The organism is Streptomyces sp. NPDC079141, from assembly GCF_040686775.1.
Taxonomy (GTDB): Bacteria; Actinomycetota; Actinomycetes; order Streptomycetales; family Streptomycetaceae; genus Streptomyces.
This window is the reverse complement of the sequence record NZ_JBFBLP010000002.1, coordinates 848,186-871,855: the sequence shown is the minus strand read 5'-3', so window position 1 is coordinate 871,855 and position 23,670 is coordinate 848,186. Positions and strand designations below refer to the sequence as shown.

Annotated in this window: 19 protein-coding genes; 2 read left to right on the top strand and 17 right to left on the bottom strand. The window is 69.6% G+C overall.

Annotated elements, in window-relative coordinates; translation table 11 throughout:
- Positions 1-53: 53 nt before the first annotated feature.
- On the top strand, positions 54-884 hold the full coding sequence (locus AB0Q90_RS09065) for a pectate lyase (RefSeq protein ID WP_363164849.1): 831 nt from the start codon (positions 54-56) through the stop codon (positions 882-884).
- A 142-nt stretch (positions 885-1,026) separates the two neighbouring features.
- Here the strand turns inward: AB0Q90_RS09065 and AB0Q90_RS09060 are convergent, their stop codons facing one another.
- The gene (locus AB0Q90_RS09060; RefSeq protein WP_363164850.1) at positions 1,027-2,181 is read right to left on the bottom strand and encodes a right-handed parallel beta-helix repeat-containing protein; all 1,155 of its coding nucleotides are present in this window, start codon (positions 2,179-2,181) and stop codon (positions 1,027-1,029) included.
- A gap of 200 nt (positions 2,182-2,381) precedes the next feature.
- Here AB0Q90_RS09060 and AB0Q90_RS09055 point away from each other — a divergent pair, with 200 nt between their 5' ends.
- Positions 2,382-4,580 (top strand): family 43 glycosylhydrolase, encoded by a 2,199-nt coding sequence (locus AB0Q90_RS09055; protein ID WP_363164851.1) that lies wholly within the window; start codon positions 2,382-2,384, stop codon positions 4,578-4,580.
- Position 4,581: 1 nt separating this feature from the next.
- Here AB0Q90_RS09055 and AB0Q90_RS09050 read toward each other — a convergent pair whose 3' ends face one another.
- The 16 genes from AB0Q90_RS09050 to AB0Q90_RS08975 form a co-directional block, all read right to left on the bottom strand.
- Positions 4,582-5,694 (bottom strand): chondroitinase-B domain-containing protein, encoded by a 1,113-nt coding sequence (locus tag AB0Q90_RS09050; protein ID WP_363164852.1) that lies wholly within the window; start codon positions 5,692-5,694, stop codon positions 4,582-4,584.
- A 62-nt stretch (positions 5,695-5,756) separates the two neighbouring features.
- The gene (locus AB0Q90_RS09045) at positions 5,757-6,782 is read right to left on the bottom strand and encodes a pectinesterase family protein (protein ID WP_363164853.1); all 1,026 of its coding nucleotides are present in this window, start codon (positions 6,780-6,782) and stop codon (positions 5,757-5,759) included.
- Position 6,783: 1 nt separating this feature from the next.
- On the bottom strand, positions 6,784-7,911 hold the full coding sequence (locus AB0Q90_RS09040) for a pectinesterase family protein (RefSeq protein WP_363164854.1): 1,128 nt from the start codon (positions 7,909-7,911) through the stop codon (positions 6,784-6,786).
- 99 nt (positions 7,912-8,010) lie between these two features.
- Complete coding sequence (locus AB0Q90_RS09035) at positions 8,011-9,321, bottom strand: pectate lyase (protein WP_363165652.1); 1,311 nt, start codon at positions 9,319-9,321, stop codon at positions 8,011-8,013.
- Positions 9,322-9,353: 32 nt separating this feature from the next.
- Positions 9,354-10,151 carry a rhamnogalacturonan acetylesterase gene (locus tag AB0Q90_RS09030; RefSeq protein WP_363165651.1) on the bottom strand — a complete coding sequence of 266 codons (798 nt, stop codon included), beginning with the start codon at positions 10,149-10,151 and terminating at the stop codon, positions 9,354-9,356.
- Between the two features lie 105 nt (positions 10,152-10,256).
- The gene (locus tag AB0Q90_RS09025) at positions 10,257-11,603 is read right to left on the bottom strand and encodes a sugar ABC transporter substrate-binding protein (protein WP_363165650.1); all 1,347 of its coding nucleotides are present in this window, start codon (positions 11,601-11,603) and stop codon (positions 10,257-10,259) included.
- Positions 11,604-11,651: 48 nt separating this feature from the next.
- Positions 11,652-13,610: a pectinesterase family protein gene (locus AB0Q90_RS09020; protein WP_363165648.1), complete on the bottom strand. Its 1,959-nt coding sequence runs from the start codon at positions 13,608-13,610 to the stop codon at positions 11,652-11,654.
- Between the two features lie 36 nt (positions 13,611-13,646).
- Positions 13,647-15,149: a glycoside hydrolase 43 family protein gene (locus tag AB0Q90_RS09015; protein WP_363165646.1), complete on the bottom strand. Its 1,503-nt coding sequence runs from the start codon at positions 15,147-15,149 to the stop codon at positions 13,647-13,649.
- The gene (locus AB0Q90_RS09010; RefSeq protein ID WP_363165656.1) at positions 15,146-15,991 is read right to left on the bottom strand and encodes a PmoA family protein; all 846 of its coding nucleotides are present in this window, start codon (positions 15,989-15,991) and stop codon (positions 15,146-15,148) included. Before AB0Q90_RS09010 ends, AB0Q90_RS09015 begins: the two co-directional genes overlap by 4 nt.
- Positions 15,991-17,145 (bottom strand): Gfo/Idh/MocA family oxidoreductase, encoded by a 1,155-nt coding sequence (locus AB0Q90_RS09005; protein ID WP_363165645.1) that lies wholly within the window; start codon positions 17,143-17,145, stop codon positions 15,991-15,993. Before AB0Q90_RS09005 ends, AB0Q90_RS09010 begins: the two co-directional genes overlap by 1 nt.
- Positions 17,142-18,422, bottom strand: a complete 1,281-nt coding sequence (locus AB0Q90_RS09000; protein WP_363165644.1) for a pectate lyase — start codon at positions 18,420-18,422, stop codon at positions 17,142-17,144. The genes AB0Q90_RS09005 and AB0Q90_RS09000 overlap by 4 nt, the downstream gene beginning before the upstream one ends.
- Positions 18,419-19,285 carry a carbohydrate ABC transporter permease gene (locus tag AB0Q90_RS08995; RefSeq protein ID WP_363165655.1) on the bottom strand — a complete coding sequence of 289 codons (867 nt, stop codon included), beginning with the start codon at positions 19,283-19,285 and terminating at the stop codon, positions 18,419-18,421. Before AB0Q90_RS08995 ends, AB0Q90_RS09000 begins: the two co-directional genes overlap by 4 nt.
- A 23-nt stretch (positions 19,286-19,308) precedes the next feature.
- The gene (locus AB0Q90_RS08990) at positions 19,309-20,244 is read right to left on the bottom strand and encodes a sugar ABC transporter permease (protein WP_363165643.1); all 936 of its coding nucleotides are present in this window, start codon (positions 20,242-20,244) and stop codon (positions 19,309-19,311) included.
- Between the two features lie 88 nt (positions 20,245-20,332).
- Positions 20,333-22,063, bottom strand: coding sequence for an L-arabinonate dehydratase (gene araD / locus AB0Q90_RS08985; RefSeq protein ID WP_363165642.1), 1,731 nt, complete (start codon positions 22,061-22,063; stop codon positions 20,333-20,335).
- Positions 22,060-22,968, bottom strand: a complete 909-nt coding sequence (locus AB0Q90_RS08980) for a dihydrodipicolinate synthase family protein (protein ID WP_363165640.1) — start codon at positions 22,966-22,968, stop codon at positions 22,060-22,062. Before AB0Q90_RS08980 ends, araD begins: the two co-directional genes overlap by 4 nt.
- Positions 22,965-23,633, bottom strand: coding sequence for a GntR family transcriptional regulator (locus tag AB0Q90_RS08975; RefSeq protein WP_363165639.1), 669 nt, complete (start codon positions 23,631-23,633; stop codon positions 22,965-22,967). The genes AB0Q90_RS08980 and AB0Q90_RS08975 overlap by 4 nt, the downstream gene beginning before the upstream one ends.
- Positions 23,634-23,670: the final 37 nt, after the last annotated feature.

Below are 23,670 nucleotides of genomic sequence, written 5' to 3'. Positions count from 1 at the left end.
GGCCGGTGGCGACCAGGTAGCGCAAGGAACAACTCCCCACGCAAGGAATGGGCATGACTGCACGAGCCGAACAGCGCGTCCGCCACCGCCGCCGGGTCACCAAGCGGCGGGCGTTGATCGCCGGAGCCTCGGCCCTCGGCATCACCGGCGCGGCGATCGTCACCACGACGATGCTGAACTCCGCGGGCGCCGCGTCCTCCTGGCCGACGGCCAAGGGCAACCAGGCCGTGTCGAGCACCATCAAGGTCTCCGGCACCTACGACGGCGGCTACAAGAAGTTCTACGGCAGCGGCGCCCTGGGCGGCGACAGCCAGGACGAGGGCCAGGACCCGGTCTTCCAGCTGGCCGACGGCGCCGTCCTCAAGAACGTGATCATCGGCACCCCGGCCGCGGACGGCGTCCACTGCCTGGGCTCCTGCACCCTGCAGAACGTGTGGTGGCTGGACGTCGGCGAGGACGCGGCGACCTTCAAGGGCAAGTCCGCCTCCTCCGTGTACACCGTCTACGGCGGCGGCGCGAAGAACGGCTCGGACAAGGTCCTGCAGTTCAACGGCGCCGGCAAGCTGGTCGTCAGCAAGTTCCAGGTGGCCAACTCCGGCAAGCTGGTGCGCACTTGTGGCAACTGCTCCACGCAGTACAAGCGCACGGTCATCATCAACGACGTGGATGTCACCGCGCCGATGAACTCGATCGTGGGCATCAACTCCAACTACGGGGACACCGCCGCGCTGCGCAAGGTCCGTATCCACGGCGACAGCGGCAAGAAGATCAAGACGTGCGTCCGCTTCAAGGGCAACAACACCGGCGCGGAGCCGACCCAGCTCGGTGTGGGCCCGGACGGAACGTCCTGCCGCTTCACCGCGTCTGACATCACGTACCAGTAACCCCACAGACCTGCTGACCTGAGCCCCCCTCGGTCAGCAGAAGAAGCGCCCCCTGCCGGTGACGACCGACAGGGGGCGCTTTGCGCCCCAAAGGGGCGCGGGGAACTGCGCGACCAGCCACGGACGACCCGCAGCCGACGACTCAGTTCATGGTCGCCCCAATAGTCGTGGAGCCGGTGGTGAGAAACGACGTGGTCGGCAGCGATCCGTCAGCCCGGCGGGAGCCGTACGCCGTCGCCGCGTCCACCGACTTGAAGCCCGGCGCGGAGACCCCGCTGTTCCAGTTGTTCGCGGCGGACACCGTGGACGAGCCGAGCTTGGACAGCCCGCCCTTGTTGCTCACCGCGAGGTTCCTGGCGAGCCGCGCCTTACCCGTGGCGAAGTAGAAGCCCGCCTCCGTGTTCGCGTACGCGGTGTTGCGGTTCAGGATGATCGCGCCGGGGTTGGAGTTCTCGGTGAACCCGTTCAGCGTGTTGTCCCAGGCGGCGTTGTTGTTGACGACGTGCGCGACGGTGACCCCGCCGCCGCCGAGCTTGTAGCCGTTGCCGTTGCCCTCGAAGGCCGTGTCGCCCCACCGGTTCTTGCCGTTGCCGAAGGCCCAGGAGTGGTCGATCGTGATCGGCGAGGAGAACTGCCAGAGGTCGAGACCGTCGTCCGAATTGTTGTACAGGCGCGCGCCGGTGATCCGGTTGCCGGCGCCGGAGCCGAACTTCACCGCGATGCCGTCGGCGTTCTGGCCGTGCGCTGCGGGGTCGTAGTTGCCGTAACTGTCCAGGTTCTGCACGAGGTTGTTCGTCGTGCCGTCGCCGCGCAGGGTGAACCCGGAGTCGCCGTTGTTCGCGGTCACGAGGTTCTTGAAGACGCCTCCGACGGACGAGGTGGCGACGAAACCCTGGGCCGGGGAGTTCTGAAAGGTGATCCCGGAGACGGTCCAGTAGTCGCCGTAGATCCCGGCCAGCCAGGAGCCGTCGGGCAGCTTGGAGCCGTCGATCTTCACCTTCTCGCTGCCGTGGGCCTTCAGCGTGATCCGCGCCGAACTGGTGCCGTTCGCGGTGGACTTGAGGGTGGCGGCCGGGGTGTAGGTGCCGCCGCGGACCTGGATGGTGGTGCCGGAGGTGGCGTTCTTGACGGCCGCTTCCAGATCGGCGGTGGAGGAGACGGTGACCGTCGTCGAGGCGGCCTCGGCACCGCCGTTCGAGAGGCCGAGGTAGACGCCGCCCGCCCCTGCCGCGACGGCCACGGCCGCGGCGATGGAGAGGGTGCGGGTCCTGCGGTGGCGTCCGGTGCTCTGACGCACGGAGCGTTCCTTTCCTTGGGGATGGGGACGCTCTGCAGTCGTCACCAGGACCCGGGAGGTTGCCGCACCTCAACGAAAACAAGCGAAACTTTCGCTCCCTGAGATCCCGCCTCTACCGATTGACGTGCTGTTTCCGGCTGGTGACACTCCGAAGGCGCGCACCACCCAACAGAAACCCCCACACTCACACAGGGACTGACATGCGCCCACGCCTTCTGCTCGTCGCCTGTCTCTCGCTCCTCCTCACCCTTCTCACCGCACCGCCCGGTTCCGCCCACTCAGGAGCACCACCCGTGAAGCAGCCCAAGTACGCCGGTTATCTCTTCGCCTATTTCACCGGCGAGGGCACCGCCGACGGCGAGCAGATCCGCTACGCCCTCAGCCGGGGCAACGACGCCCTGCACTGGCGCGAGCTGAACGCCGGCAAGCCGGTTCTGACCTCCACCATCGGGGAGAAGGGCCTGCGCGACCCGTTCGTGATCCGCTCCCCCGAGGGCGACAAGTTCTACATGATCGCCACCGACCTGCGCATGTACCGCAGTTCCAGCGGCAGTTGGGACTACGTCCAGCGGCACGGCAGCAAGTCCATCATGGTCTGGGAGTCCACCGACCTGGTGAACTGGACCGACCAGCGCCTGGTGAAGGTCTCGCCCGACAGCGCGGGCAACACCTGGGCACCGGAGGCCTACTGGGACGAGACGCTCGGCGAGTACGTCGTCTTCTGGGCGTCGAAGCTGTACGCCGACGACGACCCCGAGCACACCGGCTCGACGTACAACAAGATGCTGTACGCGACCACGAAGGACTTCCGCACCTTCAGCGAGCCCAAGGTCTGGAACGACCCCGGCTACTCGGTCATCGACTCCACGGTCGTCGAGCACGAGGGCACCTACTACCGCTACACCAAGGACGAGCGGGACCCCGGCTCCGCCAACCCCTGCTCGAAGTTCATCACCGGGGAGAAGTCGACCTCGCTGACCGACACGTCGTACGACTTCGTCTCCGACTGCATCGGCAGCGGGGCGATGGACCGCGGTGAGGGGCCGACGGTGTTCAAGTCGAACACCGAGGAGAAGTGGTACCTGTTCATCGACGAGTACGGCGGCCGCGGCTATCTCCCCTTCGAGACCACCGACCTCGACTCCGGGCAGTGGACCCCGTCGACGGACTACCAACTGCCCGCAAGCCCGCGGCACGGCACGGTCATCCCCGTGACGCAGGAGGAGTACGACCGGCTGCTGTCCGCGTACCCGGCGAGCCCCGCCTCCGTGGTGGACGCGACGGCACGCGGCCAGAAGGGGTACGCGATCGTCACCGAGGCGGCGAACAAGGTCGTGCTGCCGATGGAGCCGGACGCCGATCTCCGGCACCTCGCCCCCAAGCTGTGGGCGGGTGAGGGCGCGACGGTCAGCCCGAGGTCCGGCACGCACCGCGACTTCCGCACCCCGCAGACGTACACCGTCACGGCGGCGGACGGCACGAGCCGCACCTGGACGGTGGAGGCGGTGCCGACCCGAAGTCCCGTCCTGCCCGGGCTGAACGCCGATCCGGACGTGCAGTATCTCGACGGCGAGTACTGGATCTACCCGACGACCGACGGCTTCCGCGGCTGGGGCGGGACACAGTTCAAGGCGTACTCCTCGAAGGACCTGGTCCACTGGAAGGACCACGGCGTCATCCTCGACCTCGGCCCGGACGTGAGCTGGGCGGACAAATACGCCTGGGCGCCGGCGATCGCCGAGCGCGACGGCAAGTACTACTTCTACTTCTGCGCCGAGCAGCAGATCGGCGTGGCGGTGGCCGACTCCCCCGCCGGCCCCTTCAAGGACGCGCTGGGCGAGCCTCTGGTGGCGAAGGGAGGCGCCTGGAGCGGCCAGATGATCGACCCCGCCGTCTTCACGGACGACGACGGCACCTCGTATCTCTACTGGGGCAACGGCCGCGGCTATGTCGTCCCGCTGAACGACGACATGGTGTCGTTCGACCCCGCCCAGGTGAAGGACATCACCCCGGCGAACTTCCGCGAGGGTTCCTTCGTGATCAAGCGGAACGGCACGTACTACTTCATGTGGTCCGAGGACGACACCCGCAGCGAGAACTACCACGTCGCCTGCGCCACCGGCCCGTCCCCGCTCGGCCCGTGGACCAAGCAGGGCACGATCCTGTCCAAGCGGCCCGAGTACGGCATCAAGGGCACCGGCCACCACTCGGTGGTGAACGCCCCCGGCACCGACGACTGGTACATCGTCTACCACCGGTTCGCGCTGAACGGCCCCGGCAAGCCGGGCGGGGACGGCACGCACCGGGAGACGACGATCGACCGGCTGCGCTTCGCGCAGGACGGGACGATCCTGCCGGTGGTGCCGACCCTGGAGTCCATCAGGCCCGTGCGGCCCTAGCTCAGTCCATCGTCGCGCCGATGGTCGTGCTGCCCGTGGTCAGGAAGGTGGTCACGGGCAGCGCGCCATTGGACTGGCGGGCGTTGTAGGTGCTGGACGCGTCCGTCGAACGGAACGCCGGTGTGGCGACGCCGGAGTCCCAGTTGTTCATGTACGAGGTGACCGAGGAGCCCTTGCTGACCGCGCCGCTGCCGTTGGACACGGCCAGGTTGCGGCCGAGCTTGGCCGCGCCGGTGGCGAAGTAGTACCCCCACTTGCCGTTGGCGTAGGCGGTGGTGCGGTTGATGACGATCGCGCCGGTGTTGCTGTTCTCGGTGAAGCCGTTGCCCGCGTTGTCCCAGGCGGCCGAGTTGTTGACGACGTGCGCGACGACCTCGCCGTCGCCGCCCAGCTTGTAGCCGTTGCCGTCGCCCGCGAACGCGGAGTCGGACCAGCGGTTCCTGCCGTTGCCGAAGGCCCAGGTGTGCTCGACGGTGACGGGCGAGGAGAAGGACCAGAAGTCCAGCCCGTCGTCCGAGTTGTTGTAGAGGCGCGCGCCGGTGATCAGATTGCCGGTGCCGGAGCCGTACTTCACGGCGATGCCGTCGGCGTTCTCGCCGTGGTTGGCGGGGTCGTAGTGACCGTAACTGTCGATGTTCCTCACGGTGTTGTTGACCGTGCCGTCCCCGGTGAGCGTGAAGCCGGAGTCGCCGCCGTTGATGGTCTTGATGTTGCTCCAGACCGTGCCCGTGCAGGACTGGCAGACGACCGCGCTGTCCGGGGCGTTCTGGAAGGTCATGTTGGAGACGTTCCAGTAGTCCGCGGTCAGCTTGAAGATCCAGTCGCCGTCGGGCAGCGACGACCCGTCGATCTTCACGGTCTCCGAGCCGTACGCGGTGAGCGTGACCGGCGAGGACGAGGTGCCGTTGGCGGTGGACTGGAGGGTGGCGGTCGGGTAGTAGGTGCCGCCGCGGACCTGGATGACGGTGCCGGCGGTGGCGCCGGAGATGGCGCTGGTCAGCTCGGCGGTCGTGTCGACGACCACGGTCGCGGCCTGGGCCTGGGTGGGGAGGACGGCGAGGCCGCTGCCCAGGGCGAGGGCGGCGACGGCCGTCAGAGCGGTACGACGAGACATGGAGTGCGGGTCCTTTCTCGTGCAATGGGGGGATGGGGATGACGTGCAGGGCGGCCGCTGCTCTACGCAACGGGCCGCCAGTCACCGAGGTACGCCCGCTTGGTGTGCAACTCGGCTTCCTCGGCGGTGAGTTGCGGCCGGTTCTCGGGGACCGTGATCTCCGCCCCCGGCCCGGTGTTGCCGTACTCCCTGAACCGCATGGTCTGCCAGGGGTAGGCCTCCCGCATGTTCGTGTACGGCGTCACCGCGTCGATGCCGGGCCCGATCCGGGTGTCCCGCACGACGAGCGACGGCCAGGCGGTCGTCTCGTACGACGGCACCCACGGCCGGGCCAGCTTGTACGCCCCGTCCTCGGCGCCGGAGGTGATCCGGCAGCGCAGGGCGAGGATGCCGTAGGGGTTGGCGCGGGCGGTGGAGGGCGCGAAGACCATGCCCTTCGGGGTGAAGGTCACGTCCCGTTGCAGGGTGCGGAAGTGGCAGTCCTCGAAGACGGCCGTGGCCCGGCCGAAGACGAAGTCGACGTCGCCCTCGATGTAGCAGTGGTGGAAGTACTGCCGGTCGAAGGCGGTGAGCGCGGTCGTGTCGACGAAGAGGGTGTCCTGGTGGGCGAGGAGGCGGACGTTCTCGAAGTACGACCGGTCTCCCGTCACGTACGCGGCCACCGCCTGGGTGCCGGTGATCTCGGGGTGGTCGGCGCGCAGCCAGTCGTTGGCGAGTGTGAGGTCGCGGACGGTCAGTCCGGGGGCGGCGGAGGTGAAGGTGGCGGAGCCCGCGGTGCCGTAGGTACCCGAACCGTCCGGCTTCTGGGTGCCGTTGGCGTTGTCGTGGACGATGACGGCGTCACTCGGGTCGCGGGTGGCCCCGCGAATGGTCAACTCCGCTGCGGCGGCCGGGACGTTGACGACCTCGCGGTAGGTGCCGGGGTGCACGACGATCGTCCAGCCCGGTCCGCCGACCGCGTCCACGGCGGCCTGGACGGAGTCGCCGGGGCGGACGTGCAGGACACGGCGGCCGGCGGCGAGAGCGGAGCCCCCGCCCGTGACCGCGAGTCCGGCGGTGAGGCCCGCGAGAAGGGTGCGTCGGCGCATGTCAGCAGTCCTCCTTCCACGGCTCCCAGTCGCCGAGGAGGGCGGCGCGGGTCTGCGACTCGGCCTGCTCGTCGGTGAGTTGGGGACGGTTGTCGGGGACGGTGGCCTCGGCGCCCGGTCCGGTGTTGCGGTACTCGGCGAACCGCTGGTTCTGCCAGGGGTAGGCGTCCGACATGTTGGCGTAGGGCGCGACGGCGTCGATCCCGGCGCCGAGCCAGGTCTCGCGGACGGTGAGCATCGGGCGGGCGGTGCGGCCGGAGCTGGGCACCCAGGGGCGGGCCAGCTTGTAGAAGGCGTCCGGGGCCTCGCTGGTCACCCGGCTCTTCGTGACGAGGTAGCCGTTCGGGTTGGCGCCCGCCGTCGAGGGCGCGAAGACGAAGCCGTAGGGGGCGCCTGCCAGGTCGGTGCGGGTCAGGGTGCGCAAGTGGCAGTGCTCGAAGACGGCCGTGGCCCGGCCGAAGACGAAGTCGACGTCACCCTCGGCGTAGCAGTGGGAGAAGTACTGCCGGGCCAAGAGGGTGAGCGCGTTCGTGTCGGCGTAGAGGGTGTCCTGGTGGCCGAGGAAGCGGCAGTGGTGGAAGGCGGAGCGGTCGCCCATCACCTTGATGGCGACGGCCTGGGTGCCGGTGATCTCGGGGTGGTCGGCGCGCAGCCAGTCGTTGGCGAAGGTGATCCGGCGGGCGGTGAAGCCGTCGGCGCGTACGGTCGTGGTGGCCGATCCGGTGGTGCCGTAGGTGCCGGAGCCGTCGGGCTTGGGGGTGCCGGCGGCGTTGTCGTACACGATGACGACCTCGCGCGGATCGTAGCCGGCGCCGAGCCACGTCATCTCGGTGCGGGTGAGGTCGACGGAGACGGTCTCGCGGTAGGTGCCGGGCGCGAGGACGAGCGTCCAGCCGCTGCCATTGGCGGCGTTCACCGCGGACTGGACCGTGGTGTGGTCGCCGCTGCCGTGGGGGTCGACGTAGAGGGTGGTCGGGGTGAGTCGGGCGGCGGGTGAGCCGTAGCGGCCGAAGGGCCTCGTGGACGCCTCGGCGGGGCCGGAGGCGAGGCCGATCGCGGCGGCCGCGCCGGCGCTCGCCATGAGGAATCCCCTTCTGGACAGGGGCAGTTCGAGGTGGGGCGAGGGCATGCGGGTGCTCCTTGGAAGTGCGGGTGGAGTGCGGGGGACTTCCTCGCCGTGGGGGGGTGGGAGGGGCCGGGGCGGTGACCCGCCCCGGCCCGTTGGGGATCAGCAGCCGCCGGCGCCGGCCCGGTGGTCGACGATCGCCGGGACGACCAGCGGCGAGTGGACCTTGGTGCGCAGGGTCGGGGTCCAGCCCGCGTCGGGCTGGAGGGTCTCGGCGGGGATCTCCGCGTTGTGCACGGCGATCAGGTCGGTGAGCTCGCCGTTGACGTAGTTGTTCGCGGCGGTCAGCGGGGCCTCGCTCCACTTCTTCAGCGTCTTGGCGACGCTCACGCCGTCGGCCAGCGAGAAGGCGTTGTCCGTGGCGTACAGCCGCGAGTCCTTGCCGATGCCGAAGACGTAGCCGAAGGACTGGTCCGCGGTGACCACGAAGTGGTTGTTGTACGAGTCGACCTGCCCGAACCGCACCCGCGGGGCGCGCTCCACGATGCCCTCGAAGCGGTTGTGGTGGAGGGTGACCTTGAGCTTGCCCGCGTCGGTGGCGGTCGCGCTGTCGCTGTTGCCGATCAGCATGGTCTTGTCGTGGTCGTTGAAGGAATTCCAGGACACGGTCACGTAGTTGGCGCCGCGCACCACGTCCACCAGGCCGTCGTGCTGCTGGTACACCTTGCCGAAGTGGGCCGGCAGGGTGCTGTCCGGGTAGCGGCCGTCGGTGAGCGTGTTGTGGTCGATCCACACATGGGTGGAGCCGTAGACGACGAGGGCGTCGTACTCGGAGTTCCAGGCGCCGGTCTTGTTGTCGTCGGTCGGGTCCCACTGCGGGAAGCAGTCGAGGGGGGCCTCGATGGTGAGGTTGCGGACGATGACGTTGTCCACGCCCTTGATCTGGAGGCTGCCGCCGAGGATCCCGGAGCCCTTCCCCACGCCCACGATGGTGGTGTTGGCCGGGACGTTGGCCTTGATGGCCTTGTCCTGGCTCGCGGCGGACGCGGCCCGCAGGGTCTCCTGCTCGCCGCTGACCGGGGTGTCGTGGCCCCAGACCGCGGGGTCGTAGTCGGCGAGGTACTGCTGGAAGTCGTAGCCCTCGGCGGCGAAGGCCTCGCAGCCCTCGGACACGGCGTCGATCATGCCCTTGACCTTGATGATCCTGGGCGCGGTGCCTTCGACGGCGAGCGCGGCCCTGAACTCGGCCCAGGTGCTGACCGTGTACACGTGCTCGGCGTCGGCGGCCGAGCCGCCAGTGGTGCCGGTGCCCTCCGAGGCCCAGCCGTCACCGGCGGCGAGGACCTCCCGGCCCAGGTCGCGGGAGCCGGCCTGGGCGACACCGGTACCGGTGACCCCGAGGACGAGCGCGGTGCAGCCGATCAGCGCGGCCGCCTTCACTGTGGCATGCCCATGCCATTTCTGTGCGTTCATGGTGCGGCTCATTTCTCTCGCGTACGGGTGGGTTAGGCGGCTGCCTCGGGCCAGGTGATCCAGGACTCCGGGATCTCCTCGTCGAGCCTGCGCACGTCCTGCGGGCGCAGCACCCGCGTGCGCAGCAGCTCCTGGACCACGAGCCGCGCGACGGCGATCGCGCCGGGCGGGTTGAAGTGCGTGTTGTCCTGCTCGGTCGCGGTCCAGTTGAAGTACTTCTTGGTCTCCTCGACGCCCAGCTCCTGCCACAGGGCGAGCGACAGCGCCTGGATGTCGAGCAGCGCCACGTCCTCCTCCGCGGCGAGCGCACGCATCGCCGCCGGGTAGTCGCCGTGGCTGGGCTGCGCGTTGCCGCCCGCGTCGAACCTGCGGCGCTCCACCGCGGTGGCGAGCACGGGCCTGGCCCCACGGGCCCGGGCGCCGTCGATGTACAGCCGCAGATGGTCCTGGTACGTCGTCCAGGGCTCGGTGTACCGAGCGGGGTCCGTGACCTTCTCGTCGTTGTGCGCGAACTGGACCAGCAGAAAGTCACCCGGCCGAATGGCGCCCAGAATGACATCGAGCCGGCCTTCGTCGACAAAGCTCTTCGAACTCCGCCCGTTCACCGCGTGATTGGCAACGGGCAGGTCCTTGTGCAGCAGAAAGGGAAGCGCCATCCCCCACCCGGTCTCGGGCGCGGCATCGGCGTACTTCTGCGCGGCAGTGGAGTCACCGGCAATGAAAAGGGTGCGGGGACGGCGGGAAGAGGCCTGCGCGGTCCCGCTCGCGGCCAGGCCGAGGGGTACGGCGGCAAAGGCCGCCGAGGCAATCTGTCTACGCGTGAGCGACACGTGGGTGAGCCTTTCGACGAGGGGGATGTGCAACTCCCAGGGGCGCGGGGAACTGCGCGACCAGCCACAACGGACCCGCAGCTCCCCACAGCCGAAGAGGACGACTCAGCCCTTCTGCTCAACCCACTCGGCCTGCGCGGCATTCAGCTGCTCGGCCAACGTGTCCAGGAAGTCCTTCGCGGACATCTTCCCGAGCAGCACCTTCTGGAAGTTCGGCTCGTTGTCCGCCTTGGAAACCGTGTTCCAGTCGGGCAGGTAGTAAGGCAGCTGCACGATCGTCGTGGACCCGTCGTTCAGCGCGGCAGCAGCCAGCTTCGTAGGCTCCGCCTCATTGATCCACGCGTCCTTCGCCGCCTCCGTGTTGGACGGAATCGCACCCGCCGACTCGTTCCACTTCGAGTTCGCCTCGTGCGAGGCGGCGAACTCGATGAACTTCCAGGCCGCTTCCTTGTTCTTGGAGCTCTTGAACAGGCCCAGACCGTCGACCGGGTTGGACACCTGCACCCGCTTGCCACCGGCCCCGATCGGCTGCGGAATGCCCCGGAACTTCTCGGTGCCGAACGCCTTCACGTGGTCCTGGTACGAGCCCAGGTTGTGGTTCAGCATGCCGATGGTGCCCGAGTCCCACTGGGCGACCATCTTGGTGAAGTCATTGTTGAGGTCGGCGGCCGGGGTGACCTCCTTGTAGAGGGCGGCGTACTTCTCCAGCGCCTCGACGTTCTTCGGGTCGTTGACGGTGGTCTTCTCACCGCTCGCGTCCCAGAACGACGTCAGGCCGGACTGCCCGTACATCGCGTCCAGGGCCTGCGCGATCGAGCCCGCGCCGCCGCGGATGGTGTAACCGAACTCGTTCTTGCCGGAGTCGGTCAGCTTCTCGGCGGCCTTGTAGAAGGCCTCCCACGTCGTGGGCTCCTCAAGCCCCGCCTTGTCGAACAGGTCGGTGCGGTAGTAGAGGACACCGTTGTTGGCGGAGGTGGGGATCGAGTACATGTGCTCGGAGCCGCCGGCGACCTTCACCGACTCGACCATGTCCTCGTTGAGCTTGCCGTTGAGGGAGGACCCGGCGAGCCGCTCCTCCACGGGCTCCAGCGCGTTCTGCGCGGCGATCCCGGAGAGCATCGCCGCGCCGACACCGCCGACGTCCGGCAGTCCGCCGCCCTGGATGGCGGTGTCGTACTTGGACTGCACCTCGGTGGCGGGGATGCCGACGTACTCGACCTTGATGTCCGGGTTCGCCTTCTCGAAGTCGGCGATGATCTCCTTCCAGATGTCCGTGCGGACACCGCCGTTGTTGTCCCAGAAGACGATCTCGCCCTTGCCGGAGCCCTCGGATCCCTTGTCCCCGCCCCCGCCGCTGCCGTCGTCGCCGCAGGCGGTGGCGGTCAGGGCGAGCACGGAGCCCAGGGCGACGGCTGTGGCAGCGCGCCTGCTTCTACGGATGCTGATCTTCATTGGTCGGCTCTCTTCTTCTGGATCCATGGCGATATGAAGTTGTGGGGGTCAGTGACGGCGGGCGTACGGAGCCCAGCCGTCCGCACCTGCGAGGTAGTCGGCGACGGTGTGCGACCGCGCCTCCTCGTCACTCATCTGCGGCCGGTCCGCGGTCACTTCCGCGCCCGGCCCGGAGTTCCGGTACTCGGTGAACCGCGCGTCCTTCCACGAGAACCCGCTCATGTCGGTCCACGGCGAGGCCTTGACCGCCGCCGGCAGTTCGGTGTTCCGGATCAGCACCTGGGCGACGGCGTCCGGCTCGCCGCCGGGGTGCCAGGGCCGGCCGAGGTGGAAGGACCCGGCCGGTGCGTCGCTGACCACCTTCGAGTCCGTGATCAGGAACCCGTAGGGGTTGTCCTTCCAGGTCGAGGCGGCGGTGATGTAGCCGTTGTTCGTGGTGGAGCCCCGGCTGAGCGCCTTGATCACGGACCGTTCGATGACGGTGGTCGCCCGCCCGTAGATGAAGTCGACGTCGCCCTCGATGTAGGAGTCGCGGACGTAGACCCGGCTGATGGCGGTCAGCTTGGGGCTGTCGGTCATCAGGGTGTCCTGGTTGCCCAGGAAGGCGGTGTCCTCGAAGACGATCCGGTCACCGGTCGTCTTCATCGCCAGCGCCTGCTCGCCGTTGAGCTCGTGCGCGGCCTCGTCGAAGTCGTTGCTGAAGGTGAGGTTCCGCGCCGTGACGTCGTTCGCGGCGATCCGTACGGTCGCGCTCCCGGTGGAGCCGCCGTACGCGGCGGGCGTGTCGTAGACGATGACGGTGTCCGACCGATCTTGTCCAGTCCCCTGCAGCAGGATGTTCGGCTTCGTCGCGGGGACGAAGACCTTCGCGCGGTAGGTGCCCGGCGCGACGGCGATGGTCACGGGCACGGTGTTGCCGTCGGGCACGGCGTCCACGGCGGCCTGCACGGTCGGATAGTCGGCCGGGACGTGCAGCACGACGCCGATCCGCTCCTGCGGCCCGGAGAACCGCTGGACGAGCGCGGGCACGGCAGCGGCCGGGTCGAGCCGGTAGTCGTAGAACTCCCGCGGGTCGAAGGCGGCGCCCCAGGCGTCGTGGCGGCCCGTGGTGTTCTTCAGGATCGACCCGCGCTGCACCAACTCGGCGGTGGCGTCGGCCTGGTAGGGGTGCTGGACGTCCTCGTAGTAGCTGTTCTCGATGACCATCTTCGTCCGGCCGCGCGACCAGTTCCCGTACGTCCACACGGGGTCGCCCGGATCCGCCTGCGCGGTCAGGTAGTTGTTGTACAGGTGCGCGTAGGCGGCGTTGTCGACCGAGGGGTTGCGCTGTTTGGTGTTGCGGAACCAGTTGTGGTCGATGGTGATCTGCGTCCGGACGTTCGTCGTCCAGCCCAGCCCGAACGTCTTGTTGTTGTTCTCGAACCGGTTGTAGGAGACGGTCACGTACTCGCTGTCCTTGCGGATGTCGAGCTGCCCGTCGCAGATGTTCGAGAAGCGGTTGTGGTCGATCCAGACGTGGTGGACGGTGTCCATCTGGATGCCGTCGAAGTCGGTGTCCTTGCAGTCCCAGTTGCCCTCGACCGCCGAGTCACGGATCGTCAGATTGCGGATGATCACGTTGTGGGTGCCGGGGCTGAGATGGAACTCGCCCTGCACCAGCTCCCCGCCGGTGCCGACCCCGACGATCGTCTTGTCCGAGGCGACCTCGATGTTCGCACCGAACGGCTCGGCGGTGACGGCACCCTGGACGCGGATGACGTACGGCTCGGGCGCCGCCGCGTACTTCGCCAGCGAGGCCTGGTCGGTGACCGTGACGACCTTGCCGCCGGCGCCGCCGGCGGTGCCCCCGGCCAGGGAGGCGAATCCATGGGGTGCGCCGGAGAACCGGTCGACGGCCGGCGCGGCATCGGCCTCCCCGACCGCGCCCAGTCCCAGGGCTGCGACCAGGCCGGCGACGGCGGCCAGGGTTCTGCCCGCTCCGGGCAAGCGCTTGCTACGGAAGTGCATCTTTGCGGCTCCCAACAGGCGTACGGCTCAAGCGAGTTACAGAGGGCTGATCCTGAAGTGCGTGAACGTGGCGGCGCCGGCGTGTCCCTGACCGGCGGGCGCGAGGGCGAACAGTCCGAGCAGGGCGCCGACCCAGCGCCAGGGGGTGGCGGCGAAGACCTGGCCGGACGGCGTCCAGCCCTCGCCGAGGTCGTAGGAGAAGCGGCAGCGGGCCCCGGCGGCGATCTCGATCCGCAGCCGGACCCGGTTCTCCGGTGCCGGGCGCGGGTGGCCGGCGTCCCGTTCCCTCTCGGCCACGGCCTCCGCGAACCGGTGCACGAGATGGACCGAACCGTCCGCCCCCCGCTGCAACCCGATCCAGCCGAACGCGTCCCCGAGCACCGCGAGCCCGGCCCGCGCGCCGGGCTCCTCGCTGTCCAGGCGCAGTTCGACCTCGACCGCCGAGGGGATGCCGGGCAGCCGCTGGGTGAGCACATTCGGCAGTCTGCGCAGGTCGTGCGCGTCGGCCGAGCGGACGCAGGTCAGCCGGAGGCCGTCCGCCGAGTGCTGGGTGGCCCAGCCGTCGCGCGGATTGGCCGTCCACTGCCACTGCCGGCCGAACCGTCCGCCGGGGAAGTCGTCGTCGGTGGCGGGCGCGGCGGGCGGCTGCGGGGGCAGGTCGGGGGTGCGGTGCACGGCGACGGGGGCGCCGTCGTCGCCGAGCACCGGCCAGCCGCCGTCGTCCCAGCGCATCGGCTGGAGGTGGACGACCCTGCCGTAGGCGCCGCGCTGCTGGAAGTGCAGGAACCAGTCCTCGCCGGACGGGGTGCGCACCCAGCCGCCCTGGTGGGGGCCGTTGACGTCGGTGTCCCGCTGCTCCAGGACGACCTTCTCGTCGTAGGGGCCGAAGAACCCGCGGGAGCGGAAGGCGCCCTGCCAGCCGGTCTCCACTCCCCCGGCGGGGGCGAGGATCCAGAACCAGCCGTCGTGCTGGTACAGCTTGGGGCCCTCCAGGGTGAACCAGCCGGGGATGCGGTCGCCGTCGACGATCACCTTGCCCTCGTCGAGGAGTTCGGTGCCGTCGGGGTTCATCCGGTGGCCGGTGAGGCGGTTCTTCACCCCTGACCGGGACCTGGCCCAGGCGTGCACGAGGAAGGCCTCGCCGGTCTCCTCGTCCCACAGGGGGCAGGGGTCGATCAGGCCCTTGCCCGCCTTCAGCAGGTGCGGGCGGCTCCAAGGGCCTCTGATCTCGGGGGCGTTGACCTGGTAGATGCCCTGGTCGGGGTCGCCCCAGAAGATCCAGAAGCGGTCGTTGTGATGGCGCAGGGAGGGGGCCCAGACCCCGCAGTCGTGGCGCGGGGTGCGGAACTCGGCGGCGGGTTCCAGGCGTTCGAGGGCGTGGCCGACCAGGGTCCAGTTGACCAGGTCCCGGGAGTGCAGCAGGGGCAGGCCGGGCACGCGGCCGAAGCTGGAGGCGGTGAGGTAGAAGTCGTCGCCGACGCGGACGACGTCCGGGTCGGACCAGTCGGCGTTCAGTACGGGGTTGGCGTAGCTGGTCACGGGCTCACCGCCTTGCGGACCAGGGCGGCGGCCTCGTCCCGGTCGAGCCTGCCGTCGGCGACCACGGTCACGATCCGTCGTACGGCCGTGTCGCCGGGCTCGATCGGCAGCCGCTCGGTGTGGGCCAACGACGAGCCCACGCCCGGGTATTCGGCGGTGCGCACGAACCACGGGTCCTGCCGGGTCCGTTCGGTGGCACCGGCGAAGACCAGCGTCCAGGTGGAACCGGCCAGCGCGAGCCAGTCGGCGGGCCTGCCGTGCACCTGCGTCTCGCCCTCGGTGTCGGCGCTGAAGACCTCCGGTGCCGTCGCCTCCTTGCGGGCCCGCCAGAAGAAGCCGCCGTAGGCGGCGCCGGGGCGCCCGTTGGTGGCCGGGCTGCCGATGGACAGCGGGCCGGAGGTGACGTTGGTCAGCGAGAAGGTGAAGTCCAGCGCCCAGGCCGTGTCGGTCAGTTCGGTGACCGCGACCGTGCGGCGCTCGCGCAGCAGCTCACCGCCGGCGGCCACCCAGCGCAGCTCCTCCACGAAGCCGTCGGGGTCGCGCAGCTGGAAGCCGGCGTGGCGCTGGGCGCCGTGGTTGGCCAGCTCGGTGGGGCCCCGGTCGCGGACGAAGGTGCGCCCGCCCCAGAAGTTGTGTCCCTCGACGTCGGGAACGGCGACACCGACGCCGAGGTGGTGTGCGTGGTCGGCGGGGCTCAGCTCGGTGACCGCCGTACCGGCCAGGGTGGTCACGGGGTGCAGGTACGGGCGGGGGGAGAGCCGCTCCGGCAGTTCGGGACGGGTGATGTACCGGGCGACCGGGCGGGCCGCGATCCTGAGGACCGGGGCGTCGTTGGCCGTCATCATGTGCTCACCTCTTTTCTGAGAGCGCCGGGGAGTGCCCAGGGGGCGCCCAGCTCGGAGTAGAGGGCGAGGGTGTCGGCGGCGGCCGCGACCAGGCCGTCGATGCCGGGCACGACCCGGCGCTGTTCGCCGGGCAGCAGCTGCCAGGAACCGGCGGGCAGCGGGGCGGGGTCGGGGGCCACCCGGATCGCCTCGACGACCTTCATGAAGGCGCCGGTCTCCTCCGGCACGACGAGCAGGTCGGTGCCGTCGGTGAGATGCGCGACGAGGTTCTCCAGCAGGTCGGTACGGCCGTACTCGTGCTCCTCGGGGCCGTGGTCGGCGCGCTGGAGCAGGACGCGGTCCTGCTTGTACCAGAAGGTGATCCGGCCGCGGCTGCCGTGCACGACGACGTACGGCTCGTCCGGGTGCTCGGCGCACAGGGTGGCGGCGACCGTGACGGGGTGGCCCTGTGCGGTGGAGACGCGGACGCAGGAGGTGTCGTCGGTCTCGATGTCGTTGGCGCGCAGCAGCTCGGTCTCGACCTCGGTGACGTCCTCGGCGCGGGTGGAGCCGCCGAGGGCGAGGGCGGTGGCGACGGCGTGTGCGAGCGGGTTGGTCAGCGCGCCGTCGATGACGTCGACGCCGTTCAGCCGGCGTCTGCCCGCCCAGGGTGCCCGCCGGTAGTAGGCCTCGGGGCGCGCCCAGGCGCCGGCGCCGCCGATGCCGACGACCTCGCCGACGGCGCCCTCGGCCATCAGGGTCCGGATCGCGGGCAGCGCGTGCGAGCCGAGCGACTGGAAGCCGATCTGGCAGGCGACCCCGGCCGCGGCGACCCCGTCGGCCATCCGGCGGAACTCGGCGTAGGAGGGCGCGGGCGGCTTCTCCAGCAGCAGGTGCACTCCCCTGGCGGCGGCCGTCAGGGCGAGGTCGGTGTGGGTGGGGATGGGGGTGCAGATCACCGCGATCCGCGCGCCGGTGGCGTCGAGCAGGGCGCCGAAGTCCGCGGACTGCTCGGGCGCACCGAGACCTTCGGGCAGCTCGTCGGCGGTCAGCGGGGTGAGCTCGCAGATGCCGGCCAGCCGCAGGACCCCCTTGTTCTGGAGGCGGCTGATGTTGTCCAGGTGCCAGCGGCCGTGGCCGCGTGCGCCCGCGAGAACGATGGGTACGGTCATGGGATCCTCCCTGCGCCCGCGCCGTGTGCCACCGCTCGGTCGGCGGTCTCGGCGCTGTCGATCTTCGTGTGCAGGGTAGGTGTCCAGCCGACGTCCGCCGTGAGATCGCGTTCGCTGCCGGAGTTGTAGGCGTTGTAGATGGTCAGCAGGTCGACGGGGTAGCCGTTGAAGACGTTGCCGCTCGTGTGCAGGGCGCTGCCGTTCCAGCTCTTGACCAGGTCGGCGGCCTCGATGTGGCCGGGGGTGGTGAAGGCGTTGTTCTCGGCGCGCAGGGCGGACTCGGTCGACACGCCGATCGAGTAGCGGTGGCCGTCGGTGACCTCGTAGCGGTTGTTGTAGAGGTGCACCTGGCCGAAGCGGACCCTCGGTGTGCGCTGGACGACGGACTCGAACTCGTTGTGGTGCAGGGTGACCCGGAGCCTGCCGCGGTCGCCGGTGGCCGAGTCGCTGTTGCCGATGAGCATCGCCTTGTCGTGGTCGGCGAACCAGCTCCAGGAGACGGTGACCAGGTCGGAGCCGCCTGTGATGTCGAGCAGCCCGTCGTGGCGCAGGTAGTTGCGGCCGAAGTAGGTGGGTTCCTTCTCGTCCGGGTGGCCCTTGTCGCTGACGGTGACGTGGTCGACCCAGACGTGGGTGGCGCCGCGCAGCCAGATGTTGTCGTAGGCGGTCTTCCAGTCGCCGAGGCCGCCGGTGTTGGGCTGCCAGACGGGGAAGCAGTCGTAGGCGTCGCGCAGTTCGAGGTTGCGGACGATGACGTTGGTCGCGTCCTTGACCTGGAGGCTCGCGCCCTTCAGGACGGCGCCGTCGAGGCCGACGATCGTGGTGTTGGAGCCGACGGCGAGCTCGACGCGTTCGGCCTGGCGGGCGGCCGAGGCCTGGCGGGCCTGCTCCTGGGGGCCGCTGGGCCTGGCCGAGCCCCAGGTGCGGGGGTCGTAGGCGGCCAGGTACTGCTTCAGGTCGTAGCCGTCGGTGGCGTAGTCGGCGCAGGACAGGTGGTCGCCGTCGGCGTCGGTGTTGGCGTCGATCGTCCCGGCGATCCTGATGATCTTCGGGGTGTCGCTGCCGCCGTCGAGGGCGCGGACCAGGCCGGCCCGGTCGGTGACCGTGAAGACATGGGCGTCGTCGGCGGCCGAGCCTCCGGTGGTGCCGGAGCCGTACGCCGCCCAGCCGTCGTACGCGGGCAGGGTGTCGCGGCTGATGTCGCGGTCCTCGGCGTGGGCGGGGACGCCGAGCGTCACCAGCACGGCGAGAGGCACGATCAAGGAATGCCTTCTCATCCCTTCACCGCCCCCGCGCTGAAGCCCGTGATCAGCCACTTCTGGATGAAGGCGAAGACGATGACCACGGGCACGGCCGCGATGATGCCGCCCGCGGCGAGCGCGCCGAGGTCGACGCTGTCCGCGCTCATCAGGGTGTTGAGGCCGACCGGGATGGTCTGCTTCTCCTGGTTGTTCAGGAACATCAGGGCGAACAGGAAGTGGTTCCAGGAGTGCACGAAGGCGAAGGAGCCGACGGCGATCAACCCCGGTCGCAGCAGCGGGAGTACGACGATGCGGAAGGCGGTGAACCGCCCGCAGCCGTCGACCCAGGCGGCCTCCTCCAGCGAGTAGGGCACGTTCTTGATGAAGTTGCTGATCAGGATGATCGACAGCGGCAGCTGGAACACGGTCTCCGCGAGGATGACACTGCCCAGCGAGTTGATCATCTGGAGCTCGGCGAAGATCTCGAACAGCGGCACCAGCAGCAGCGCGCCCGGTACGAACTGGGAGCAGAGCAGCCCCAGCATGAACGCCTTCTTGACCTTGAAGTCGAAGCGGGCGAGGGCGTAGCCGCCGGCCAGGGCGACGATCGTCGTCATGACCAGGGTGGCCACGCCGACGAGGACGCTGTTCTGGAAGTAGGTGCCGAAGCTCCGCTCGTTCCAGACCTTCTCGAAGTGGTCGAAGGTCATCGGCCAGGGCAGGAGCGAGGTCGAGCCGGCCGGGCGGAGCGCGAAGAGCAGGATCCAGTAGAACGGGATCAGGGTGAAGAGCAGATAGATGCCGAGCGGCAGATAGATCTGCCAGCGCGGGACCTCGTCCCAGGCGCGGTGCCTGCTCTTCGGGCCAGGGGGCGGTGGGGTCTTCCGGGCAGCGGGCACGAGGGGGGTGGCTTCCTTGACGCTCACTTGCTGTCACCTCCGAACTTGCTCAGCCGCAGATAGACCATCGAGCAGAAGAGCAGGATCACGAACGCGACGGTGGTCAGGGCCGACGCATAGCCGAAGTTGTGGGCGTCGACGCTGGTGTTGGCGATGTACAACGGGAGTGTGGTCGTCTCGCCCGCGGGTCCGCCGCCGGTGAGGGTGTAGAGCAGGTCGACGTTGTTGAACTCCCACACCGCGCGCAGCAGCGTGGACAGGATGATGGCGTCCTTCAAATGGGGCAGCGTGATGTGCCAGAACTGCTTGAGCTTGCTCGCCCCGTCGACCTCGGCCGCCTCGTACAGGTCCTTGGAGACGGACTGGAGGTCGGCGAGGATGAGGATCGCGAAGAAGGGGACACCGCGCCACAGGTCGGCGACGATCGCCGCCGGGAACACGGTGGAGGTGTCCGACAGCCAGCTGGTGCCGTAGGTGCCGATGCCCATGTCCGCGAGGTAACGGGTGATACCCGTCTGGGAGTTGTAGAGCAGCACCCAGATCGCGGAGGTCAGTACGCCGGAGACGGCCCACGGGGAGAAGACCAGGGCGCGGCCCAGCGCCCGGCCGGCGAAGGTCTGGTTGACGATGAGGGCCAGGGCGAGACCGAACAGCAGCTGCAGTCCGACCTCGACGAAGACCCACTTGGCGCTGAAGACCAGCGTGTCCCAGAACAGCGGGTCGTCGGTGAAGGCGTGGACGAAGTTGTCGAAGCCCGCGTAGCCGTTCCGCCACGGCTTGGTGGGGTTGTAGTTCTGCAGGCTGTAGTAGAAGACGCTGATGACCGGGTAGGCGATGAAGCCCAGCATGAGCAGGGCGGCGGGAGCGATCAGCAGGTACGGGAGCCTGCGGGGCGTGGCGGAGGTTCGGCGCCGCCTCGGTGGCGCGGGCGGTTTCGCCACGGCTGCGGCTTGGGCCATGACTGTTCTCCGATCTAGTGCGGGTGAAGCGCTTGCCGGTTGCTGTTCGGTATCTCGGCCAAAAAGTTGGGCTTCGGCCGAGCGTTGTTCAGCCCGCGTACGGGTCCTGCACCTTGCCCGGCCGGGCGAGGAACTCGAAGTCGCAGCCGGTGTCGGCCTGGGTGATCTGCTCGTTGTAGAGGGCGCCGTAGCCGCGCTCGTAACGCACGGGCGGCGGCGTCCACTCGGCCCTGCGCCGCTCCAACTCCTCGTCGTCCACGTGGAGTTGAAGGCTGCGCGCCTCGACGTCCAGGGTGATCTGGTCACCGGTGCGGACGAGGGCGAGCGGTCCGCCGATGTACGACTCCGGCGCCACGTGCAGCGCGCAGGCGCCGTAACTGGTGCCGCTCATCCGGGCGTCGGAGATCCGCACCATGTCCCGCACGCCCTGCTTCAGCAGGTGGTCGGGGATGGGCAGCATCCCGTACTCGGGCATGCCGGGGCCGCCCTTGGGTCCGGAGTTGCGCAGCACCAGCACGGAGTCGGCGGTGATGTTCAACTCCGGGTCGTTGATGGTGCGTTGCATCGTCCTGTAGTCGTCGAAGACGACCGCCGGGCCGGTGTGCTTGAGCAGGTGCGGTTCGGCGGAGATGTGCTTGATGACGGCGCCGTCCGGGCAGAGGTTGCCGCGCAGGACGGCGACCCCGCCCTCGCTCGCGACCGGGTTCTCGCGGGTGCGGATGACGTCGTCGTCGTGCACGACGGCGTCCGCGATCTGCCCGCCCAGGGTGCCGTTGACCGTCGGCCGGTCCAGGTGCAGCAGGTCGGTGATCCGCGAGAGGAAGGCGGGCAGGCCGCCGGCGAAGTGGAAGTCCTCCATGAGGTACGTCTGGCCGCCGGGCCGGACGTTGGCCAGGACCGGGACCGTGCGGGCGATGCGGTCGAAGTCGTCGAGAGTGAGCTTGATGCCCGCGCGCCCCGCCATCGCGATCAGATGGATGACCGCGTTGGTGGAGCCGCCGAGCCCGAGCACCGTGGTGACGGCGTCCTCGAAGGCCTCGCGGGTGAGGATCTCGGAGGGCCCCAGCCCGGTCCAGGCGAGCTCCACGGCGCGGCGCCCGGAGGCGGCGGCCATCCGCTCGTGCGCGGAGTCGACGGCCGGGATCGAGGAGGCGCCCGGCAGCGTCATGCCGAGGGTCTCCGCCGCCGCGGTCATCGTGGAGGCGGTCCCCATGGTCATGCAGTGACCGGGAGAGCGCGCCAACCCGCCTTGCAGCTCGCGCAGTTCACAGTCCGTCAGATTGCCCGCGCGGTGCTCGTCCCAGTACTTCCACATGTCGGTGCCGGACCCGAGGGTCTCGCCGCGCCAGTGCCCGGGGAGCATCGGCCCGGCGGGCACGAAGATCGACGGTACGTCGGCGGAGGCGGCGCCCATGAGCAGCGCCGGGGTCGACTTGTCGCAGCCCCCGAGCAGCACCGCCGCGTCGACCGGATACGACCGCAGCAGCTCCTCCGTCTCCATCGCGAGGAGGTTGCGGTAGAGCATCGGGGTCGGCTTCTGGTACGTCTCCGAGAGTGTGGAGACCGGGAATTCGAGCGGGAAGCCCCCGGCCTGCCACACCCCCCGCTTGACCGCCTCGGCGCGCTCGCGCAGATGGACATGGCAGGGGTTGATGTCGGACCAGGTGTTGAGGACGGCGATCACCGGGCGGCCCCGGTACTCCTCCGCCTCGTATCCGAGCTGGCGCATACGGGCGTTGTGCGACCAGGTGCGCAACTGGCCCTCGGTGCCGTACCACTGGTGGCTTCTGAGCTCCTCCGGGCGCTTGTGGCCGGTCATATCGACCACCCGGCGGCTATCGCGGCGACCTCCGCGCGCTCGCTCTCGGGCAGCGGCCTGCTGGGCGGGCGGACCTCGCGGCGGCACAGGCCGAGGGAGGCGAGGGCCTCCTTGACGACGGTGACGTTGTTGGCGGAGGCGTTGGCGGCGCGCAGCTCCTCGAAGCGGCGGATCTGCTCCCAGACCTTCATGGCGGCCGGGTAGTCGCCGGAGCGAAGCGCTTCAATCATGTTCAGCGAAACGGCCGGGGCGACGTTCACCAGGCCGGAGGTGAAGCCGGTGGCGCCGGCCGAGAAGTAGGAGGGGGCGTACGGCTCGGCGAGCCCGGCCACCCAGACGAAGCGCTCCAGACCCGCGTCCCGGGCGAAGCCGGCGAACCGGGCCGCGTCCGGTACGGCGTACTTCACGCCGATGACGTTCGGGCAGTCGTCGGCGAGTTCGGCGAGCCGGGCGCCGTCGAGCTGCGCGTTGCGGATGTACGGCACGACACCGAGCTCGGGCACCGACTCGGCGATGGCGCGGTGGTAGTCGACCCAGCCGCTCTGCGAGACGTAGGGGTGAACGGGCTGGTGGACCATCACCATCGCCGCGCCCAGCTCACGGGCGTGCCGTGCGGAGGCGACGGCGGTCGGCACGTCGTGGCCGACGCCGACCAGGATCACGGCCCGGTCGCCGACCTCGTCGATCGTCATCTCGGTGACGAGCTGCCGCTCCTGCGGGGTGAGGGCGTAGAACTCGCCGGTGTTCCCGTTGGGGGTGAGGGTCCTGATCCCTCCGTCGAGGAGACGACGCAGCAGGGCCCGGTGGGCGTCCTGGTCGATGCTGCCGTCCTCGGCGAACGGGGTCACCGGGATCGACACCACGTCGGCCAGGGCCGCCCGCTGGGTCTCGAACGTCGTTGTCATGCCTGACCGTCCTCTCCCTGGGCCTCGGACTCCGCTTCCGGGAAGGCCCGTTGCACGAACGACGCGATATGGGCGTGGAGGGCGCGTGCCGCGCCGTCCGCGTCGCCGTCGAGGGCGAGCCGCAGGATCTCGCGGTGCTCACCGGCCTCCCGCTCCCAGGAGGGCGAGGCGGCCCAGGCGACGGCGGAGACCAGGGCGGCCTGATCGCGGACCTCGTCGAGCATGCGGCCGAGCAGCGGGTTGCCGCAGGGCAGGTACAGGGCGCGGTGGAACTCCCGGTTGGCCAGGGAGCGTTCGGCGGTGTCGGTGGCGGCGTCGGCCCGGGTCAGCGCGTCCCGGGCGGCGTCGAGGGAGGCCCCTCGGCGCACGGCCCGCTTCAGCGCCTCCGGCTCCAGGAGCAGCCGCACGTCGTAGACCTCGCGCGCCATGTCCGCGTCCACCATGCGCACCGTGACGCCCTTGTACTGGCTCATCATGACGAGCCCGGTGCCGGCCAGGGTCTTCAGCGCCTCGCGCACCGGGGTCTTGGACACCCCGAACTGCGCGGCCAGCTCGGTCTCGACCAGGGCCTGCCCGGGCGTCAACTGCCCGGTGAGGATACGGCGTTTGATCTCCTCCAGCACATACTGCGTGCGGGAGGGGATCGGCGTGGGCACAGAGGTCATGCGCGCCTCTCGGATCTCGCGATTCGGGTCGAATCGC

Bases quoted from the DNA above. Each gene is read 5' to 3' on its own strand.
- AB0Q90_RS09055 (WP_363164851.1), top strand. From the start codon at position 2,382: ATGCGCCCACGCCTTCTGCTCGTCGCCTGTCTCTCGCTCCTCCTCACC.
- araD (WP_363165642.1), bottom strand. From the start codon at position 22,063: ATGACCGGCCACAAGCGCCCGGAGGAGCTCAGAAGCCACCAGTGGTAC.
- AB0Q90_RS08990 (WP_363165643.1), bottom strand. From the start codon at position 20,244: ATGGCCCAAGCCGCAGCCGTGGCGAAACCGCCCGCGCCACCGAGGCGG.
- AB0Q90_RS09040 (WP_363164854.1), bottom strand. From the start codon at position 7,911: ATGCCCTCGCCCCACCTCGAACTGCCCCTGTCCAGAAGGGGATTCCTC.
- AB0Q90_RS09005 (WP_363165645.1), bottom strand. From the start codon at position 17,145: ATGACCGTACCCATCGTTCTCGCGGGCGCACGCGGCCACGGCCGCTGG.
- AB0Q90_RS09065 (WP_363164849.1), top strand. From the start codon at position 54: ATGACTGCACGAGCCGAACAGCGCGTCCGCCACCGCCGCCGGGTCACC.
- AB0Q90_RS09035 (WP_363165652.1), bottom strand. From the start codon at position 9,321: ATGAACGCACAGAAATGGCATGGGCATGCCACAGTGAAGGCGGCCGCG.
- AB0Q90_RS09045 (WP_363164853.1), bottom strand. From the start codon at position 6,782: ATGCGCCGACGCACCCTTCTCGCGGGCCTCACCGCCGGACTCGCGGTC.
- AB0Q90_RS09050 (WP_363164852.1), bottom strand. From the start codon at position 5,694: ATGTCTCGTCGTACCGCTCTGACGGCCGTCGCCGCCCTCGCCCTGGGC.
- AB0Q90_RS09025 (WP_363165650.1), bottom strand. From the start codon at position 11,603: ATGAAGATCAGCATCCGTAGAAGCAGGCGCGCTGCCACAGCCGTCGCC.
- AB0Q90_RS09010 (WP_363165656.1), bottom strand. From the start codon at position 15,991: ATGACGGCCAACGACGCCCCGGTCCTCAGGATCGCGGCCCGCCCGGTC.
- AB0Q90_RS08980 (WP_363165640.1), bottom strand. From the start codon at position 22,968: ATGACAACGACGTTCGAGACCCAGCGGGCGGCCCTGGCCGACGTGGTG.
- AB0Q90_RS08975 (WP_363165639.1), bottom strand. From the start codon at position 23,633: ATGACCTCTGTGCCCACGCCGATCCCCTCCCGCACGCAGTATGTGCTG.
- AB0Q90_RS09020 (WP_363165648.1), bottom strand. From the start codon at position 13,610: ATGCACTTCCGTAGCAAGCGCTTGCCCGGAGCGGGCAGAACCCTGGCC.
- AB0Q90_RS09000 (WP_363165644.1), bottom strand. From the start codon at position 18,422: ATGAGAAGGCATTCCTTGATCGTGCCTCTCGCCGTGCTGGTGACGCTC.